The following is a 16,840-nucleotide window of genomic DNA, read 5'->3' as shown; positions in this document are numbered from 1 at the left end:
CTTGGATATTCTCACCTTAACCAACAATCATAGCCAAGGCTATTGGTTTTGCTATCGACATGCAATTCTTTTTCATACGCACGAGAGTCGCAGGGGCTCAGCCCGGCCTCTGCAATATAGCTATTGCTATAATTGAGGTGCTATGCTTTTATTAATCGAAATTGCTAATTGGAGTCTCCTCTGCCATGCGACAATGGTTGTCATTCAATCCGGCTCGCCGCGGTTTCCTGGGAGCGGGGCTCTTGGCGGCAGGCGGTGCCGCATTAAGCGCCGGCCGCGCGGCCGGCCAGTCCAGCCACGGGGCCGGGCACCAGGCCCCGCCAGCGTCGGGCGCCAACGCAAAACCCGACCATAGGTCTGCCCACGGCGCGATGATCACGGTCGGAGATGTCGACAACGCCCGCAACGGCTTTGATCCGACCGCGATGCTGACGGAATGGTATACCGGAACCGTCTCAACCATGCCGGATGGTCGCAAGCTTCGTACGTTCGAAGTCACCGCCGAGGACAAGGAAATCGAGATTGCCCCGGGGGTCATGTTCCCGGCCTGGACCTTCAACGGCCGCGTACCTGGACCGGCGCTCCGCGCGATGGAAGGCGAGCGGCTCAGGATCGTTTTCAGGAACAACGGCTCGCATCCGCACTCGATGCACTTTCATGGCATCCACGCTGCGCGCATGGATGGCGTTCCAGGTGCAGGGCTGATCAATCCGGGCGACGAGTTCGTCTACGAGTTCGAGGCGAAGCCATTCGGCTGTCACCTCTATCACTGCCATGCACTTCCGCTCGCCCGCCACATCCACAAGGGAATGTACGGGCTGTTCGTCATCGACCCTGATCCGGAACGTCATCCTGACCAGGCAGACGTGGCGCGGTCTCGTCTTCTCGGTTCGCCGGAGAATGCCGAGTGGCAGGAGATGGCAATGGTGATGAATGCCTTCGATACGAGTTTCGACGGCGAGAACGAATTTTACGCCTGCAACACGATTGCCCATTGCTATGCGAAAAAGCCGATCAAGCTCGCGCGCGATCGGCCGGTCCGGATTTATCTGGTCAACGTCACCGAGTTCGACCCGATCAACTCCTTCCATCTGCATGCCAACTTCTTCGACTATTACGACCAGGGCACCACACTGACACCGACCCTGAAGACGGTCGACCTCATCACACAGTGCCAGGCTCAGCGCGGCATACTGGAATTTACTTTCAAGGACCACGAGCCGGGCCTTTACATGTTTCACGCGCATCAATCCGAGTTCACTGAGCTTGGCTGGATGGGCATGTTCGATGTGGTGGAGGCGGTATCGTGAACGAACACGTGTCTCTCCGAAAAAGCGAGGAGTTGATGAACGGCGTCCCGATCAAACGTGAGCGAGCCAATCTGGTCTGGCTTCTGGCGCCACTCGCCGTCTTGGCCATCGCCATCGCATGGCTGTATTCGGCCAATCCGCTATCCAGCTTCAACAATGGTGCGCCGCCCGTCGAAAATCTGACTGTCGAGCGGACGATCCTTGATTCAAACGGGCTTCGCCTGCTGGTCAGGGCTGGTGGATCGGAACCGATGTCGATCGCCCAAGTCCAGGTCGACGCGGCATATTGGGAGTTCACGCAAGATCCTGCGGGTGCGATCGCGCGAGGGGACACCGCCTGGGTGAGCGTTCCATTCCCTTGGGTTCTTGGCGAGGCTCATAAGGTCACATTCGTCACCAATACAGGTGCGACATTCGACCATGAAATTCCCGTCGCGGTGCCAACGCCGGTGCCTACGTCCGGGAACTTGGTCCCGCAGGCCCTGCTCGGCGCATTCGTCGGCATTCTTCCGGTCGCAGTCGGCTTGATGTTCTATCCGGCCCTGCGCGGGGCCGGCCCCGCAACTATGAACTTCCTGCTGGCGATGACCATCGGCCTGCTCGGTTTTCTGCTCGTGGACACCTTCGAGGACGCGTTGGAGTTCGCCGGCGAATCCGCCGCGATCTTCCAGGGTCCCACGATGGTCGTTTTGGCCGCAGCGGCAAGCTTCCTTCTCCTGATGGGCGTTTCGCGACGTGAGGGTCGACCGAGCGGCCTTGCGCTTGCCACCTATATCGCTTTCGGCATCGGCCTTCACAATCTCGGCGAAGGGTTGGCGATCGGCGCTGCTTTCGCCGCCGGGGCTGCGGGGCTGGGCACATTCCTCGTGATGGGCTTCACACTTCACAACGTTACCGAAGGAATCGGCATCGCTGCACCGATGTTGAAGGTGAGACCGCCGCTATGGACGTTCGCGGGTCTCGCACTGCTCGCCGGTGGTCCAGCCGTGATCGGAATGTGGATCGGCAGCCTCGCTTACGCCCCCCATTGGTCGGCGCTGGCGCTAGCTGTCGGAGCCGGAGCTATCTTGCAGGTGATCGTTGAGGTGAGCCTCTATCTGATGCATTCCGAGCGGCGAGGACCGGCTGCCATCTTTTCTCCATCTGTTCTTGCGGGTCTGGCGGCCGGAGTCGGCTTCATGTATGCTACGGCGATGCTCGTGAAAATCTGATCGCAATCGCGTTTTCCGACAAACCGCCGTTCTGAAATGTACAAATATCGTCTGACCGTGGTTGCCGTCTCTGCGCTGGTTGCCACCGGTTCATTGGCCCATGAGGGCGCCATGGGGGTCATCGCCGAACGCATGACGGTGATGAAGGAAATGGCGCAAACCATGAAGACGCTAGGCGAGATGCTGAACGGCCGCCGGGAATTCGATGCACGCCTTGCGCGTGCCAGCATCGCTGCCATGCATGAGAAATGCCATCAAGCCAGCGAACAGTTCACGTCCGGAACAAGCGACCACGCCAGTCGTGCGGCGCCAGCAGTCTGGGAAAAGCCGGACGAATTCAAGGCTGAAATGGAGCGGTTCGACGCCGCCGTCAAAGCGCTTCTGGCCGCTTCAGAGGCTGGGGATCTTGATGCAATAAGGGTTCCGTTCAAAAAAGTCGGGCAGGCGTGCTCAAGCTGCCATGGGGCATATCGAGTACCTGAATAGCTTGGTCCCTGGATCGGCATGAGGAATTGGCTAGCAGCCGCCTTTTGCTGACCGTCAGGTTTCTGTCGCAGGCTCTTCGAAACGACAGTAGTAAACAGTCCGATCCTTGCCGGCGTCGTCAACGGGGATATCGTGAAGCGTCACCGCTAACACTTGGCTGCCTGGCTTTGCAACAATCGTTCCCGTGATCGTTGTGTCAGGATGATCGTCGGGAACGAGAGTAAATGGAGTTTCGCCGCCCTTCGTCGGTCCGAGCTTCACGTCGCCGCCGTCAAGATCCCCTTCAGCGGAGAACGTCGGCTCCATTCGGTTATCCGAGAGGACAAGATAATACGGTCCCATACCTGGATCGACATCCGGCGTCCTGCCCCAAAGCCATTGTTCAACCTGTTTCTTTGAAGGCTTTACCCTCTCCACAAGGGCCTGACAGTCGGCATCGGATTTGGGTGCTCCGGGACCAGGAAACCAAAGAAATATTCCGATCGGCACCTCTTCGGAAGACGCCGAAAGCAACGTATCGGTCTGCGACAGGAATGACGAGGTCGAGGCGATGAGCAAAGCTGCGATGCACTTAGACACGTCTCGTCCTCTAGATTTGGGACGGCGCCTCTTCGGCGCGCAATTCCTCATCTTCGATTTGAACTGTGACATGTTCGAGACCAAATTTCTCCTTCATGGCGACCCGCACTGCTCGAAGGATGTGGGGCGCTTCGCTCATATCCGTCACGACGATATGTCCGCTCATCGAATCCAGCCCTGAGGTGATCGTCCACACGTGAAGGTCGTGAATTGCTTCGATACCTGAAATTTCAGGGCTTTTTCCAGCAGCCCCAGATCCACATTCGGCGGAACTCCCTCAAGCAGTATGTGAACCGCCTGGCTGATCAACCGCCAGGTGCGCGGTACAATGAACAAGCCAATCAGGGCGCCGATGATTGGATCCGCCAGCGTCCACCCACTCCACATGATGACGAGTGCGGCTACGATAACGCCGAGAGAGCCGAGCATGTCGCTGAGGACTTCGAAATAGGCGCCCTGAACGTTAAGGCTTTCGGACGATCCTCCAGAGAGCAGGCGCATGCTGATGAGGTTCACGACGAGGCCAATCACAGCCACGATCAACATCGGCAAGCTCAGCACTTCGGGCGGATTTTGGAAACGCTGATACGCCTCGAAAAGAATGTATCCGGTGAGCGCCAGCAATACGACCGCGTTCAAAAGAGCGGAAAGGATTTCCGCACGCAGATAGCCGTAAGTCTTCTTTGGCGTAGCGGGGCGCATCGCAAAACGGATGGCCAGGAGCGCGAGCGCCAATCCACCGACATCGGTCAGCATATGCGCTGCGTCGGCGAGCAAAGCCAGACTGCCGGTCACGAAAGCGCCAATTGTCTCGGCGACCAAGTAAGTCAGTGTCAGCCCGAGCGCCCAGGTAAGGTTGCGCTGGTAGCGCCCGCTGGCCGTTTTGCCCGTGACCGCGGTTGTGCCGTGACTATGACCTTGTTGCATGGGCTCCTACTTCGTTTCCTTCCACAATCCGATCGGGAGAGTGCCTGAAAACTGGTTTCGGCTGATCAAGCCAGGCAAACGGCACCGTTTGACCAGAAGAGCATCGATGCCGCTCGCCCGGCTGACAACTCATCCGAACAAGCTAGCCCGTTTCGCTTTGAACGACACTGTTTCTTGCTTCGAGGACCAGGGTCGCCATCAAAAGCAGACGCCGAGCCTCGTCTCGAACCGAAATCGCCAGTTCCGCGCGGTCAGGGTGTGGCAGTGTGTCTTGGCTGATTTCTGCCAATATCTTCAGGGCCTGGTCTTTGGCTGAGGCCAACTCCTCTAGTTCCAACCCTTGATCGTCGGTATAGAGCTCACCGCCAGCCCGATAATTCGAAATAGTAGCGAGGCATTCCATTCCAACGAGGCCGCCGCCGAAAGGTTCAAAGTGGAAACGGTCGATCGCGACGACAACGCGGAACTTTCGCGCGATAGGACTTGGTGCACGGAGGAAATCGGGAGTGCCGAACATGGCAGCATCAGCCGTGTGCTCGTGATCGAGCGCCGCCAGTTTCCGGCCTATGGTGCGGCGCTTGCGCCTTGGTCGATCCGCCCGATCCGAAGTAAGACCGGTAAACGACAGAAGCGACTACGCAAAACTCCGCGCCAGGGGAAGGATCAGGGCGAGCAGAAGAGGGTTGATGCAAAAGATAGATGGCGAGGCTGTGTCGACCCATCCAGACCAGCGCCGTGAAAGCGTACCTCCGGGGCAGGGGTCTGCCCACCAGCCTCAACAAGTCGTGCAAACGCAAAAACTTCGTCGCCGAGATTGCCACAAGCGTCAAACCAGCCCATGGAAAAACGGGCACATAGTCGTTGCTCGCCGGAGGATCGACGGCGAACCCGATCCATGCCAACCATCGCGTATCGAAAGCGGAGTAAGAAACGGCGAAAGGCAGAATGAGCATCGCTGTCCCAGTTGCGAGTGCGGCCGCCAGAGGCAGCCTTAGGAAGGCACAGCCGATCAGGGTCGCCGCTGCGATCCCGTGGAGGATTCCGAAGTAGACAAATGTGGACGGAAATATCAGCCACGTAACTAGTGTGATCGCGACAGCCGACAGTACAATCATTCCCAGCCTGCGCGCGAACGGCCGCCACCGAACGCCATCGGGATGGGCGAGGACAAGGCTGACGCCCACAAGCGCCATGAACGTACCGGCAAGGAAGCGCCCGAACGCGAGCCACGCGGGATGCCGAGCGATTCCGTCGACAAGGCCTGCGAACTCCAGGTCCCAGATCAGGTGGAAGACCACCACGCCAAGAATGGCCGTTCCGCGTATCGCGTCCAAACCGACGAGCCGATTACGGGTGCGACTGGACCAAGACAATTCCAAACAAGTCGACAAGCGATGGCAGGATTTTCGAACCTCAACCTGCTTGAGGATCAACCCCATTCAGGCATTTTGTTGCGTTCGCCCTTAGCCGCCCTTGCACCTCAACCTGCTAGAGGTCCTAAACTTCGACACACAAAAAAGGAGTGATCATGAACCGCCGCCATTTTATTGCCGGGGCGTCCGCGCTGGCAATCCTTTCCAAACCGTATACGGCCGTCGCCGCGTCCACGCCCGAGCAACTTCTGAAGCCAGGGCCATTACCCGAACAGGACTTCGGCAGCGCGGACGCTCCGGTCACGGTTATCGAGTATGCGTCCCTGACATGCCCGCATTGCCGGACGTTCCACGTCGAAATCTGGCCCGCCGTGAAGGAGAAGTACGTCGATACCGGAAAGGTGCGCTTCATCATGCGCGAATTCCCATTCGATCCTCGCGCCTCCGGCGGCTTCATGCTCGCCCGCTGCGCCGGCGAGGACAGATGGTATCCCACAGTCGACCTTCTCTACCGCACCCAGGACAAATGGGCCCGGGTCTCGGACGCGACCTCCGCCTTGAAGTCGATCATGGGAATGACCGGCATGAGCGGTTCGGCGGTCGAGGCCTGCCTCAGCGACCAGGCGCTTCTGGACAAAATCACCCAAGTGATGCTGGCGGGCCAGGTTCATGGCGTCGATTCAACGCCGACGTTCTTTATCAATGGCGAGATGCGCAAGGGTGCTCTCACCATCGAACAATTCAGCGCGATCGTCGATCCGATGATCGCGGCGGCGGAGTAGCCCGATGACTATGAGACACACGACGCACGGTGCATGTCACGCGCAAATGCAACTCCTTAGGCGCCTTGCCCCGAGATCGATCCTCAAGGCGTTGCTGATCGCTTCCTGCATTTCAGCCGCTACCCCTGCGGCTGCCCAGAACGATAAAGTCCTCGCACGAGTAAACGGCGTCGACATCACCTCGGCGGATGTTGCCTTCGCCACGGGAATGTATGCGAACCGCCTTGGAGACATGCCGGAAGATGCGCGGCTCTCGGCGGTGGTGGATGAACTGATCGGGCTGCGGCTCGCCGCCGATGCCGCCAAGGCGGCGAACGTTACCAATGACGAAGCCTACAAGCGGCAGATGGCGTTCTTCGAGGCACAGACGCTGCGCTCCGTGTTCGTGGCCCGCGAGGTCGCCAAGCGCGTGGACGAGGAGGCGGTCCGCAAGGCTTACGACGACCAGATTGGGCGGATGCCTTCTGCCCAAGAGTCCCGTCTGCGACATATGCTGCTTTCCACAGAAGCCGAAGCACGCGACGTAATCGCAGAGCTAGACGCAGGCAAGGACTTCGCGACGCTTGCCGGCGAGCGCTCGAAGGACGAGGCGTCGAAGGCAAGTGGAGGTGACCTGGGCTATTTGACGCCCGGCCAGACCATGGCTGAAATCGAAGCGGCGGCAGTCGGACTTGAGCCCGGCCAGTACACGCGCGAGCCCGTCGCCAGCGCCTTCGGCTTCCACATTGTAAAGCTCGAGGACCGCCGCACCCGGCCTGCGCCCTCGTTCGAGGCGTTGTCCGGGCAGATCAGGGACTCTCTGGAAGCCGCCGCCACACAGTCCATCATGGCCGACCTGCGAGCAGCCGCGACCGTCGAGAAGCTGGTGCCGGATGTCGCTCCGCCCGCCGCGGACGATGGACACGATCACGGCGCCGAGTGAGGCGGACGGCCATGGCGACACGTCGTGCCTTCCTGCTCGGCATTTTCGGCGCGATCGCAGCGCCGGGCCTGGCGTGGGCGCACAAGCGGCGGAAGCCCTTCGTGCTTGATCCTGTCTTTCAACCGCAGTTGGTCGAGTTTCCGGGTCAATTCAAGCCCGGTGCCATCGTGGTCGATCCGGCGGCGAGATTTCTCTACCTCGTGGAGGATCTGGGTGCCGCCCGGCGCTACGGCGTCGGCGTCGGCAAGGCAGGGCTGGCATTCAAGGGGAGGGCGGTTGTAGGTCGGAAGGTGAAATGGCCGTCCTGGCGCCCGACGGACAATATGATCCGGCGCAATCCCTCCAAGTACGCCAGGTATGCCGGCGGGATGAAGGGCGGATCTCGAAACCCGCTCGGCTCGCGCGCCCTCTATCTCTACCGCGCCGGCCGCGACACCTTTTACCGCATCCATGGGACGACGGAGCCCTGGACGATCGGCAGGGCGGTTTCGAACGGTTGCATTCGTATGCTTAACGAGCACGTGAAAGAGCTCTATGAACGCGTGCCGATCGGCGCCGAAGTGATTGTGTTGTGACGGTCCAGCACATGAACGTGCTGGTGATCGGTGGTGGCCAGGCTGGGCTCGCTGCAGGATATCACCTGCGGAACGCCGGATTGACGTTCCTTATCGTCGACGCCGCCGCCCGCGTCGGTGATAGCTGGCGCCAGCGCTACGCTTCGCTGACGCTGTTTACGCCGCGGCAGTACAGCGCCCTGCCTGGGCTGGCGCTCGGGGGAAACCGTGAGCAGTATCCCACGCGCGACGAGTTCGCGGACTATCTCGAGACGTACGCCTCAACATTTTCCCTCCCGCTGCGGCTTGGGACAAGGGTCGTTCGCCTGACACGAACCGGCCAATGCGAGTTCGCGGCCCTCTTGGATAACGGCGCGACGATCGAGGCGTCCCGGGTCATCATCGCGACCGGCGGTTTCCAAGTTCCGCTCATCCCCCCGATCTCCAAAGGGTTCGGCATGGCAGTCAAACAGCTTACAGCCGACACTTATAACGCGCCCTCCCGAGTCGCTTCCGGCCCAGTTCTCGTTGTGGGAGACGGGGCGAGCGGCAGAGACATCGCGGCCGAGCTCGCTTCGTTTCACCCGACCATGCTTGCCACCGGAAAGCCCAGGAAACTCTTCCCCGAGCGAATTCTCGGCAAGAGCGTCTGGTGGTGGCTGGACCTGCTCGGCCTGCTTCGCGCAGCACCGGATTCTCTGATTGGGCGCAAGATGAGGAAGGCTGACGCATTTCCTGATCGCGACCGCGGCATTGCCAGCCTCGAACGGCTTGGAGTCCGAATGACGCCGCGGCTGACGGAAGCATCCGGGTCGGTAGCGATATTTCAGGATGGCTCGACCGCCGAGGTTTCGACCGTAATCTGGTCGGTAGGGTACAGAGACAATAGTTCGTGGGTTCAAATTCCAGGCGCGACACAAGGCGGCGCATTTCTTCACGTTGAAGGCCGTTCGCCAGTGCCAGGCCTCTATTTTGTCGGCCGCTCCTGGCAGAGAAACAGAGCCTCGGCACTCGTCATGGGGGTCGGCCGCGACGCTGAAATCATCGTCAGTCAGATAATGGGGCAATACGAACATGCAATCGCCGCCGACGGACAGGCGTGGCGCCGTGCCTGATCCGAAAAGGGGCAACGACCTCGCGTTTCTTGTCACCGAACCGCTCCCGCAGCCGGTCGAGCGTGGGCATTTCAGCCGGCAGGGCGCGCTACGTCGCTCATTCATGGGCAGCACCACATTGCCGCGCTCAAAGGATCGCGGCTCTTCCGAGCGTCGCGAAGGCCAGTTCGGGCAAGGGCTGCGGCTCCTCGTACAGAGCCCTTGCCCACGGATTGCTGGGCCCGCGTTCGCGCTTGCAAGGACGGCAAGCGCCTTCACTGTATCTTCTCCTCCGCGCGGCTGCTCGGCGCTCCCGCTCCGGCCAGGTGCTTTTGATGAAGGCGAGGACGCCGCGGATTTCCTTGTCGCTCAGCACACCCCGGAATCCCGGCATGTCGCTCTCGTAGCCGCCGCCCACGACAGCGGCGGGGCCTTCCTTAGTGATCCGGAACAGCACCCCGTCCGGGTGGTGCCAAGTGTGCCCGGACGCGTCGTGCGGCGGGGCGGGCATGCGTCCCGACGGCAGCGGCCTCTTCCAGTCGAGCTGGCCTTCGAGGTTGGCTCCGTGGCAGGAGGCGCAGTTCGCGGCATAGAGCTGCCGCCCCTGTGCAATCGCCGCGGTTTCGCCGGGGCTTGCTCCGAACAGCCAGATCAGGACCAGGGCCGTAGCACCCGAGAGCGCCGCCAGTGGGCGCACCACAGAGAACTGACGAAGCCGAGGAGTGTTGCACGACTGCATTGACATCAAGACAGCCCCGATTAACCTTTGATTAAAAAATAGAACATCTCTGATACGGGGCGGGCATATGAGGCGGAGTGCCACTGGGATTATGGGGGGAATCCTTGCAACTTTGTTGTTTGCTGTTCCAATCTCGTCGACCGCTTCGGCACATCCGAGCAGCATGGTGATAGGTCGGCTGACGAGGCAACCAATCGGCCACTTCGAATTCTGCAAGCGCTATCCTGCTGAGTGCTCGGTAAAACCGGCAGAGCAGGCACTGCTTCCAATTTCCAGGGACTTGCTTGGAAAGCTTGCCGCCATTACGGCGGAGGTCAATAGGGCCGTTCGCCCGGTCAGGGACGCCGATCTCTATGGCAAGCGGTGCGCACCTGCTTGCCGTGCTGTGGGAGCGCGCTTGGGCAGTCGGCGATGGCGACACGCACGTAGCCTCGACAGAGGCGCTGTCCGCGGCAATGCGCATATGCGCCGACCTCGACTTCATTCCCTCTGTTAGTATCTCCCGGATTGGCGTTCTTCTGAATCCCCTATGGTTTAAACCACTGCAGGGTCATGGCTCGCCATAGGATGTCATTTGAAGAAGTGCTAAAGCGGGCTCTAGTTGACGCAAAAGCGCATCAGGCACTCGGGCGACACGTTCCAGTGAACATTCCTTTGCGGCATCGGACCGGTCGTGCCGGAGCTAGCTGTGACATTTTGGTGAGCGCCTTTTCAATCGGAGCGCGCTATGCCAGACTTTCCATGATGACCTCGCTGCCATCCATCGGTCGACTGCTGGCGTTTCTTGCTGTCCTCGGGCTTCTGCTCGGGCCGCTCGCGTCTTCCGTGACTGTCCCGGCAATGGCCGCGCCCGCGCCGATGGAAATGGCGGACGGCATGCCGTGTCCAGACAATCCCCCAGCACTCCCGGATTGCGGCAAGGGCTGCCCGCTGGTGGCGCTGTGCCTGACAGCGTTCACCTCGGCAATGGCGTCCGCCGACGAGTCGCTTCTCGGTCCCTCGGTCATCGGAAGCAAGATTCCGCCGCATGGATATTCTCCCGGCGCCTCGCTTCACCACGAACCTCACCCCAGACCTCCCAAAGCCTGAGCCATCCGAGACGGCCAGCGGCCGTCTAACACCGTGCGAAGATTCGCGCGGCGATGGGGCGTGGCTTTTCGCCACGAGATAGTATGCGCCGGCTGTGATCCGGCGAAAACACAGGAATTTGGAAATCATGCGAATTCAGATCAATCGGCGCGCTCTGGCGGGGGCGTTCGCCGCAGTCGTTGCCGCGACCGCTTACGGTCCAGCGAATGCCGGAAGCGCGGACTATGCATTCGAACTCCTCGAGAACGAGGTCAAGCAGGGCGAAACCGCCACGGTCGCGGTGCGGCTCGTCGACAAGAGAAACGGCACACCTGTCAGCGACGCGGTCATCTTCGCCACCCGCATGGACATGGCTCCGGACGGGATGGAGGCAATGACGACATCGGTCGAGGCGATGCCCTCCAACCAGCCCGGCGTCTATCGCTTCAAGACGAACCTCACGATGGCGGGTGGCTGGCAATTCTCGCTTGCGGCCAAGGTCCAGGGCGAAGCCGAGACGGTACAAAGCAAGCTGGTGTTGAAGGCGGTGGAATGATGGGCGCGATCGCACGCATCACCGTCCTTGCGGCCCTTTCGGCCGCGGGCGCCGGCGGGTACTGGGTTGGGCAGCACGGCCTCTCGGCGACGGACATTTCCCGGATGACGGGGACTTTCGTGGAGCGCGCACTGGGCGGCGAGCCGGAGCCGACAGCGACTCCACCTGCCGTCAGTGGTCCGATTGTCTATTACCGGCATCCAGACGGCGAGCCAGCCTATTCGGTAACGCCGAAGCGCACCGGCGATGGACGTGAATTCGTCGCCGTCCACGCCAGCGAGGACGTGAGTTTTGACGCCGTGTCCGTGCCGGAAGGCACGGAAGACAACGGTACGAAGAATGATGCTGCGAGCATCACCTCGGGCGAGCGGCGCATCCTCTACTATCGCAACCCGATGGGGCTGCCGGATACATCTCCGGTCCCGAAGAAGGACTCGATGGGGATGGACTACATCCCCGTGTACGAGGGCGAGGCCGACGATGCGTCTGTCGTTAAGGTTTCGGCCGGGAGGCTTCAGCGCTCTGGCGTCAAGACCGCGCTGGCGGCGAAAAGCGCGATCTCGCGCCCCGTCCGGGTGCCGGGCACAATCGTCCTAGATGAACGCCGTGTCAGCGTCGTGTCGATCCGCACCGAGGCCTTCCTTGAGGAGGTGGCGGCCATCACAACTGGAGACATAATCGAGCAGGGTCAGCCACTCGTACGCTTCTATGCCAAAGAAATTGCGGCTGCTGGAGCGCTCTACGCTGCCGACCTGAAAAGCGGCGGCGGACGCAAGGCCGCTAGCGGCAGCTTCCAGCGCCTCGAAAATCTCGCAGTCCCGGCCGAGGCGATCGAGGAAATCGAGAAGACGAAGAAAGTGCCGATATCGGTCACGCTAACCGCCCCGCGAAGCGGCGTCGTCCTCGAACGGATGGCCGTCGACGGGATGATGGCCGAAGCAGGAGAAACGCTGTTCCGGATCGCCGATGTCTCCGTCGTTTGGGCGGTGGCGGACGTGCCGGAATACGAGTTGAGCTCGGTTCGGGTCGGGGACAAGGCAGCTGTGCGCATCCGCAGCCTGCCGGGCAAGACGTTCGAGGGCAAGGTCAGCCTGATCTATCCCGAAATCCAGGGCCAGACGCGCACCGCGCGGCTGCGCATCGAACTGCCCAATCCCGATCGGCTCCTCATGGCGAACATGTATGCCGAGGTCGAGATCGCCACCGGCGCGGCCGAGCCTGTCGTGACGGTGCCTGACGGCGCCGTCATCGACACGGGCGCGCGCCAGATCGTGATCGTCGACAAGGGTGAAGGCCGTTTTGAGCCCCGCGACGTCAAGATCGGCATGCGCGGCGACGGCATGCGCGAAATCACGGAGGGCATCGCCGAAGGCGAACGCGTCGTCGTCTCTGCCAATTTCCTGATCGACGCCGAAAGCAATCTGAAGGCCGCGCTTTCCGCACTCACGCCGGAAGCGCAGCCATGATCAGCAATCTCATCACGTGGTCGGCGCGCAACCTCGTCCTGATCTTTTTCGCCACCGTGCTGGCCTCGGCGGCCGGCGTCTACGCAGTACGCACCCTGCCGCTCGATGCAATACCGGACCTCTCCGACGTGCAGGTGATCGTGCTCACCGACTATCCGGGTCAGGCTCCGCAAGTGGTCGAGGATCAGGTTACCTATCCGCTGACGACATCGATGCTGACGGTACCGAAGTCGAAGGTGGTGCGTGGCTTCTCCTTCTTCGGCGTCTCTTTCGTGTATGTGATCTTCGAGGACGGCACCGATCCTTACTGGGCGCGCAGCCGCGTGCTCGAATATCTGAATGCAGCGGCCAGCCGCCTGCCGGACGGCGTTACGCCGGCGCTCGGGCCGGACGCGACCGGCGTTGGCTGGGTCTACCAGTATGCAGTGGTCGCCAAGGAACTCTCGCTCGCCGAACTCAGATCCCTGCAGGATTGGGTCATCCGCTTTGCCGCATCAAAGGCCGAGGGCGTCTCGGAGGTCGCGAGCGTCGGCGGCTTCGTCAAGCAATATTCGATCGTCGTCGATCCGGCGCGGATGCGTGCCCAGGGCGTGACGCTTGCCGAGATCGGCGAGGCGGTGCGCGCGAGCAACATGGACACGGGCGGGCGCACGGTCGAGATTTCCGAGTTCGAATTCATGGTGCGCGGACGCGGCTACCTGAAGAGTGTGTCCGACATCGAAAGCATCGCGTTGAAGTCGGTCAGCGGCGTACCGCTGCGATTGGGTGACGTCGCCTCGGTCGAGATCGTGGCAGACGAGAGGCGCGGCATCGCCGAGCTCAACGGCGAGGGCGAGGTCGCAAGCGGCATCGTGCTGCAGCGTGTCGGCGCCAATGCGCTGACCGTCATCGACAATGCCAAAGAGAAGCTCGCCGAGATCGGCAAAAGCCTGCCCGAGGATACCGAGATCGTTCCGGTCTACGATCGCTCGAAGCTGATCGACGCTGCGATCGAAACGCTCAAGTCGACGCTGGTCGAGGAGAGCATCGTCGTGGCCCTGGTCACGATCGTCTTCCTGCTGCATGTGCGGAGCGCGCTGGTCGCCATCATCATGCTGCCGGTCGGCATCCTCATGGCTTTCGCAGCCATGAAGGCGCTCGGGCTGGGGTCCAACATCATGAGCCTCGGCGGCATCGCGATCGCCATCGGCGCAATGATCGACGCCGCGATCGTCATGATCGAGAATGCCCACAAACACCTGGAACGCGCGCCTCCGGGCAAGCCCCGCATCGAGGTGTTGATCAAGGCTGCAGCCGAGGTTGGGCCAGCGCTGTTCTTCAGCCTGCTGATCATCACGGTTTCGTTCCTGCCGATTTTCACGCTGGAAAGCCAGGAAGGGCGGCTGTTCGGGCCGCTCGCCTTCACCAAGACCTTCGCCATGGCGGCGGCCGCACTTCTGTCGGTGACGCTTGTGCCCGCGCTGATGGTCGTCTTCGTGCGCGGACGCATAATCCCGGAACACAGGAATCCGCTCAACAGGCTGCTGATCGGTCTCTACCGGCCGATCATCGCCGGCGTGCTGCGGGCAAAGACGTTCACGATCCTGCTCGCGATTGCCGCCCTTGCAGTGACCGTCTGGCCGGCGCGCCAGCTCGGCAGCGAGTTCATGCCGAACCTCGATGAGGGCACGCTGATGTACATGCCAACGACCTTGCCGGGCCTGTCGGTGACCAAGGCCGCCGAACTCATGCAAATGCAGGACCGCATCATCAAGTCGTTCCCTGAAGTCGAGTCGGTCTTCGGCAAGGCGGGACGCGCACAGACCGCGACCGACCCGGCGCCGACGGAGATGTTCGAGACCATTATCAATCTCAAGCCGAAATCGGAGTGGCGGCCGGGCGTGACGACAGACAGCCTGAAAGCTGAGATGGACGCGGCGCTGCAGTTTCCAGGCGTCTCGAACGCCTGGACGATGCCTATCCGCGCGCGCATCGACATGCTCTCGACCGGCATTCGGACGCCGGTCGGTGTCAAGGTCTACGGCACCGATCTTTCCGAGATGGAAAAGGTCGCACGTCAGATCGAGGCGGTACTCAGGGCGGTGCCCGGCACATCCAGCGCCTATGCCGAGCGGGTGATCGGCGGCTATTACCTCGACATCGTGCCAGATCGCATGGCGCTTGGCCGCTACGGACTGTCCATCGGTGACGTCCAGGATGTGATCTCGATGGCGCTCGGCGCCGAAACGATCACCTCGACGGTCGAGGGCCGCGAAAGGTACGGCGTCGCAATCCGCTATCCACGGGCCTCCCGTAGCGATCCCGACGCGATCGCGCGAGAGGTGCAGATCGCCCTGCCGGATGGCGGCTCCGTCCCGCTCGGCGAGGTCGCCAAGGTCGAACTGACACGCGGCGCGACCTCGATCCGCACCGAGAACGGGCAACTCGCGGTTTACATCTTCGTCGACATCGCCGGACGAGACCTTGGTGGCTATGTCAGCGAGGCGCAACAGGCCGTCGCCGCCGAGGTCAAATTGCCTGCGGGCTATTCCATCGAGTGGAGCGGTCAGTTCGAGTATCTGCAGCGCGCCGAGGCGCGCCTCAAGATCGTCGTGCCGCTGACGCTGGCGCTGATCTTCCTGCTGCTCTACCTGAACTTCCGGGCTCTCACCGAGACACTCATCGTCATGCTGTCGCTGCCCTTCGCGCTGGTCGGCGGCATCTGGATGATGTGGTGGCTTGGCTTCAACACGTCGGTCGCGGTCGCCGTCGGCTTCATCGCGCTGGCGGGCGTTGCGGCGGAAACCGGAGTCATCATGCTGATCTATCTCGAGAACGCATGGAACGAGGCGAAGGAGCAAGCCGAGCATCATCGAAGGCATCTGACCAAAGCCGACCTTCACAAGGCGATCATGGTTGGAGCAGTTGAGCGTGTTCGGCCGAAGATGATGACGGTCGTCGCCATCATGGCCGGACTATTGCCGATCTTATGGAGCACCGGCGCCGGCTCGGAGGTCATGCAGCGCATCGCCGTGCCGATGATCGGCGGTATGATCTCCTCGACGCTGCTGACGCTGATTGTCATTCCTGCGGTGTACGGCATCGTGAAGGGTTGGCGCCTGCCCGAATGGGCCGAGAGCCAACTTCAGACGATGCCGGCCGAACTCAAGCTCGCGGCAGAATAGCAGACTCCATTTGTAGTAACCCAACCAAACCAAGGGAGCCCGCAAACATGCGTCGGGATGGACTTCATTCCCACAATCATGCGATGACGATGACGTGAAGTAGCAATCACTCAAGCAGACTTGTTTTCGGCACAGTTTAAGGCGATCTTTGGTCCGCTATGAGGCACTGGTCGGTTCGACGGGTCTTCGTTTTCTTCCTCGCCGTCTTTGTGACGGCGGGCATGGCTTCGTCTTATGTCCAGGCTTCCGACATGGCGGCAAAAATGGCGTCCGATATGGCCGCGATGGACAATGGCGACTGCAAAGCGTGTCTGCCGACGGGCGGCAGCAACGGCAAGGCCATGATCTGCATCAGCGGCTGCGTAACTCCGGTCCTTGCTGTACTTCCGCAGGCAGAGCCCATGGCGATCGGTGACGTGCCGATCTCCTTCACGGTCCTTCATCCGTCGCTCCACGGCACAGAGCCGCTTCCCAATCCCGGTCCTCCCCGAACCACCGACATCGTGACGCTCCGGCTGCTGCCTGACGCAGCTTAGCCGAGCGAAAGAACGCGTCCTTGCACTCTTCCTGATCGGACGGGTGTTCCCGGCAGTCAAAGGCCGGCGGCGC

General features: G+C 61.3%; 17 protein-coding genes and 1 pseudogene. 13 read left to right on the top strand and 5 right to left on the bottom strand.

Annotated elements, in window-relative coordinates; all coding sequences use genetic code 11:
- The first annotated feature begins 185 nt into the window (after nt 1–185).
- Genes BQ8482_RS26965 through BQ8482_RS26955 form a run of 3 tightly spaced genes read left to right on the top strand, consistent with a single transcriptional unit; the run spans nt 186 to nt 3,007 of the window.
- The gene (locus BQ8482_RS26965) at nt 186–1,310 is read left to right on the top strand and encodes a multicopper oxidase domain-containing protein (protein ID WP_123150382.1); all 1,125 of its coding nucleotides are present in this window, start codon (nt 186–188) and stop codon (nt 1,308–1,310) included.
- Nucleotides 1,311–1,345: 35 nt separating this feature from the next.
- A complete protein-coding gene (locus tag BQ8482_RS26960) occupies nt 1,346–2,521 on the top strand; it encodes a ZIP family metal transporter (RefSeq protein WP_123150381.1) in 1,176 nt (391 codons plus the stop codon).
- Between the two features lie 36 nt (nt 2,522–2,557).
- Nucleotides 2,558–3,007, top strand: coding sequence for a c-type cytochrome (locus tag BQ8482_RS26955; protein WP_123150380.1), 450 nt, complete (start codon nt 2,558–2,560; stop codon nt 3,005–3,007).
- A gap of 54 nt (nt 3,008–3,061) precedes the next feature.
- On the opposite strand, the gene BQ8482_RS37840 is transcribed toward BQ8482_RS26955, so the two are convergent.
- The 4 genes and pseudogenes from BQ8482_RS37840 to BQ8482_RS26935 form a co-directional block, all read right to left on the bottom strand.
- Entirely contained in the window at nt 3,062–3,586 is a 525-nt protein-coding gene (locus tag BQ8482_RS37840) for a hypothetical protein (protein WP_133254842.1), read from the bottom strand.
- A gap of 10 nt (nt 3,587–3,596) precedes the next feature.
- Nucleotides 3,597–4,513, bottom strand: a pseudogene (locus tag BQ8482_RS26945) (cation diffusion facilitator family transporter).
- Nucleotides 4,514–4,655: 142 nt separating this feature from the next.
- The gene (locus tag BQ8482_RS26940) at nt 4,656–5,030 is read right to left on the bottom strand and encodes a DUF6894 family protein (protein WP_123150378.1); all 375 of its coding nucleotides are present in this window, start codon (nt 5,028–5,030) and stop codon (nt 4,656–4,658) included.
- A gap of 7 nt (nt 5,031–5,037) precedes the next feature.
- Entirely contained in the window at nt 5,038–5,952 is a 915-nt protein-coding gene (locus BQ8482_RS26935) for a heparan-alpha-glucosaminide N-acetyltransferase (RefSeq protein ID WP_244602978.1), read from the bottom strand.
- Between the two features lie 89 nt (nt 5,953–6,041).
- Here BQ8482_RS26935 and BQ8482_RS26930 point away from each other — a divergent pair, with 89 nt between their 5' ends.
- The 4 genes from BQ8482_RS26930 to BQ8482_RS26915 all read left to right on the top strand — a co-directional run bounded on the left by BQ8482_RS26930 (nt 6,042) and on the right by BQ8482_RS26915 (nt 9,259).
- The gene (locus BQ8482_RS26930; RefSeq protein ID WP_123150377.1) at nt 6,042–6,668 is read left to right on the top strand and encodes a DsbA family protein; all 627 of its coding nucleotides are present in this window, start codon (nt 6,042–6,044) and stop codon (nt 6,666–6,668) included.
- Nucleotides 6,669–6,900: 232 nt separating this feature from the next.
- Nucleotides 6,901–7,590 (top strand): peptidylprolyl isomerase, encoded by a 690-nt coding sequence (locus tag BQ8482_RS26925; protein WP_244602977.1) that lies wholly within the window; start codon nt 6,901–6,903, stop codon nt 7,588–7,590.
- Between the two features lie 11 nt (nt 7,591–7,601).
- Nucleotides 7,602–8,165, top strand: coding sequence for a L,D-transpeptidase (locus BQ8482_RS26920; protein ID WP_208867841.1), 564 nt, complete (start codon nt 7,602–7,604; stop codon nt 8,163–8,165).
- Nucleotides 8,162–9,259, top strand: a complete 1,098-nt coding sequence (locus BQ8482_RS26915) for a flavin-containing monooxygenase (RefSeq protein WP_244602976.1) — start codon at nt 8,162–8,164, stop codon at nt 9,257–9,259. The genes BQ8482_RS26920 and BQ8482_RS26915 overlap by 4 nt, the downstream gene beginning before the upstream one ends.
- 127 nt (nt 9,260–9,386) lie before the next feature.
- Here BQ8482_RS26915 and BQ8482_RS40380 read toward each other — a convergent pair whose 3' ends face one another.
- Entirely contained in the window at nt 9,387–10,193 is an 807-nt protein-coding gene (locus BQ8482_RS40380; protein WP_342210986.1) for a c-type cytochrome, read from the bottom strand.
- Between BQ8482_RS40380 and BQ8482_RS40725 the strand changes: the two genes are divergently transcribed.
- The 6 genes from BQ8482_RS40725 (at nt 10,141) to BQ8482_RS26880 (ending at nt 16,767) form a co-directional block, all read left to right on the top strand.
- Complete coding sequence (locus tag BQ8482_RS40725) at nt 10,141–10,473, top strand: transglutaminase-like cysteine peptidase (RefSeq protein WP_208867839.1); 333 nt, start codon at nt 10,141–10,143, stop codon at nt 10,471–10,473. The genes BQ8482_RS40380 and BQ8482_RS40725 overlap by 53 nt on opposite strands.
- A 245-nt stretch (nt 10,474–10,718) precedes the next feature.
- Nucleotides 10,719–11,066, top strand: coding sequence for a hypothetical protein (locus tag BQ8482_RS26900; RefSeq protein WP_133254841.1), 348 nt, complete (start codon nt 10,719–10,721; stop codon nt 11,064–11,066).
- Between the two features lie 127 nt (nt 11,067–11,193).
- On the top strand, nt 11,194–11,601 hold the full coding sequence (locus BQ8482_RS26895; RefSeq protein ID WP_123150373.1) for a FixH family protein: 408 nt from the start codon (nt 11,194–11,196) through the stop codon (nt 11,599–11,601).
- Nucleotides 11,598–13,067 carry an efflux RND transporter periplasmic adaptor subunit gene (locus BQ8482_RS26890; RefSeq protein ID WP_425294138.1) on the top strand — a complete coding sequence of 490 codons (1,470 nt, stop codon included), beginning with the start codon at nt 11,598–11,600 and terminating at the stop codon, nt 13,065–13,067. The genes BQ8482_RS26895 and BQ8482_RS26890 overlap by 4 nt, the downstream gene beginning before the upstream one ends.
- A complete protein-coding gene (locus BQ8482_RS26885; RefSeq protein ID WP_123150371.1) occupies nt 13,064–16,231 on the top strand; it encodes an efflux RND transporter permease subunit in 3,168 nt (1,055 codons plus the stop codon). The genes BQ8482_RS26890 and BQ8482_RS26885 overlap by 4 nt, the downstream gene beginning before the upstream one ends.
- A gap of 158 nt (nt 16,232–16,389) precedes the next feature.
- A complete protein-coding gene (locus BQ8482_RS26880) occupies nt 16,390–16,767 on the top strand; it encodes a hypothetical protein (protein ID WP_123150370.1) in 378 nt (125 codons plus the stop codon).
- Nucleotides 16,768–16,840 lie beyond the last annotated feature (73 nt).

Source organism: Mesorhizobium delmotii (assembly GCF_900149755.1).
Classification (GTDB): domain Bacteria; phylum Pseudomonadota; class Alphaproteobacteria; order Rhizobiales; family Rhizobiaceae; genus Mesorhizobium; species Mesorhizobium delmotii.
Note: the sequence above shows the minus strand (reverse complement) of the source record. Positions and strands in the feature narration are given on the sequence as shown.

Excerpts from the sequence above, each read along its gene's own strand:
- BQ8482_RS26965 (WP_123150382.1), top strand. The coding sequence starts at position 186 with ATGCGACAATGGTTGTCATTCAATCCGGCTCGCCGCGGTTTCCTGGGA.
- BQ8482_RS26960 (WP_123150381.1), top strand. The coding sequence starts at position 1,346 with ATGAACGGCGTCCCGATCAAACGTGAGCGAGCCAATCTGGTCTGGCTT.
- BQ8482_RS26955 (WP_123150380.1), top strand. The coding sequence starts at position 2,558 with ATGTACAAATATCGTCTGACCGTGGTTGCCGTCTCTGCGCTGGTTGCC.
- BQ8482_RS26940 (WP_123150378.1), bottom strand. The coding sequence starts at position 5,030 with ATGTTCGGCACTCCCGATTTCCTCCGTGCACCAAGTCCTATCGCGCGA.
- BQ8482_RS26935 (WP_244602978.1), bottom strand. The coding sequence starts at position 5,952 with ATGGGGTTGATCCTCAAGCAGGTTGAGGTTCGAAAATCCTGCCATCGC.
- BQ8482_RS26930 (WP_123150377.1), top strand. The coding sequence starts at position 6,042 with ATGAACCGCCGCCATTTTATTGCCGGGGCGTCCGCGCTGGCAATCCTT.
- BQ8482_RS26925 (WP_244602977.1), top strand. The coding sequence starts at position 6,901 with ATGCCGGAAGATGCGCGGCTCTCGGCGGTGGTGGATGAACTGATCGGG.
- BQ8482_RS26920 (WP_208867841.1), top strand. The coding sequence starts at position 7,602 with ATGGCGACACGTCGTGCCTTCCTGCTCGGCATTTTCGGCGCGATCGCA.
- BQ8482_RS40725 (WP_208867839.1), top strand. The coding sequence starts at position 10,141 with ATGGTGATAGGTCGGCTGACGAGGCAACCAATCGGCCACTTCGAATTC.
- BQ8482_RS26900 (WP_133254841.1), top strand. The coding sequence starts at position 10,719 with ATGATGACCTCGCTGCCATCCATCGGTCGACTGCTGGCGTTTCTTGCT.
- BQ8482_RS26895 (WP_123150373.1), top strand. The coding sequence starts at position 11,194 with ATGCGAATTCAGATCAATCGGCGCGCTCTGGCGGGGGCGTTCGCCGCA.
- BQ8482_RS26890 (WP_425294138.1), top strand. The coding sequence starts at position 11,598 with ATGATGGGCGCGATCGCACGCATCACCGTCCTTGCGGCCCTTTCGGCC.
- BQ8482_RS26885 (WP_123150371.1), top strand. The coding sequence starts at position 13,064 with ATGATCAGCAATCTCATCACGTGGTCGGCGCGCAACCTCGTCCTGATC.
- BQ8482_RS26880 (WP_123150370.1), top strand. The coding sequence starts at position 16,390 with ATGAGGCACTGGTCGGTTCGACGGGTCTTCGTTTTCTTCCTCGCCGTC.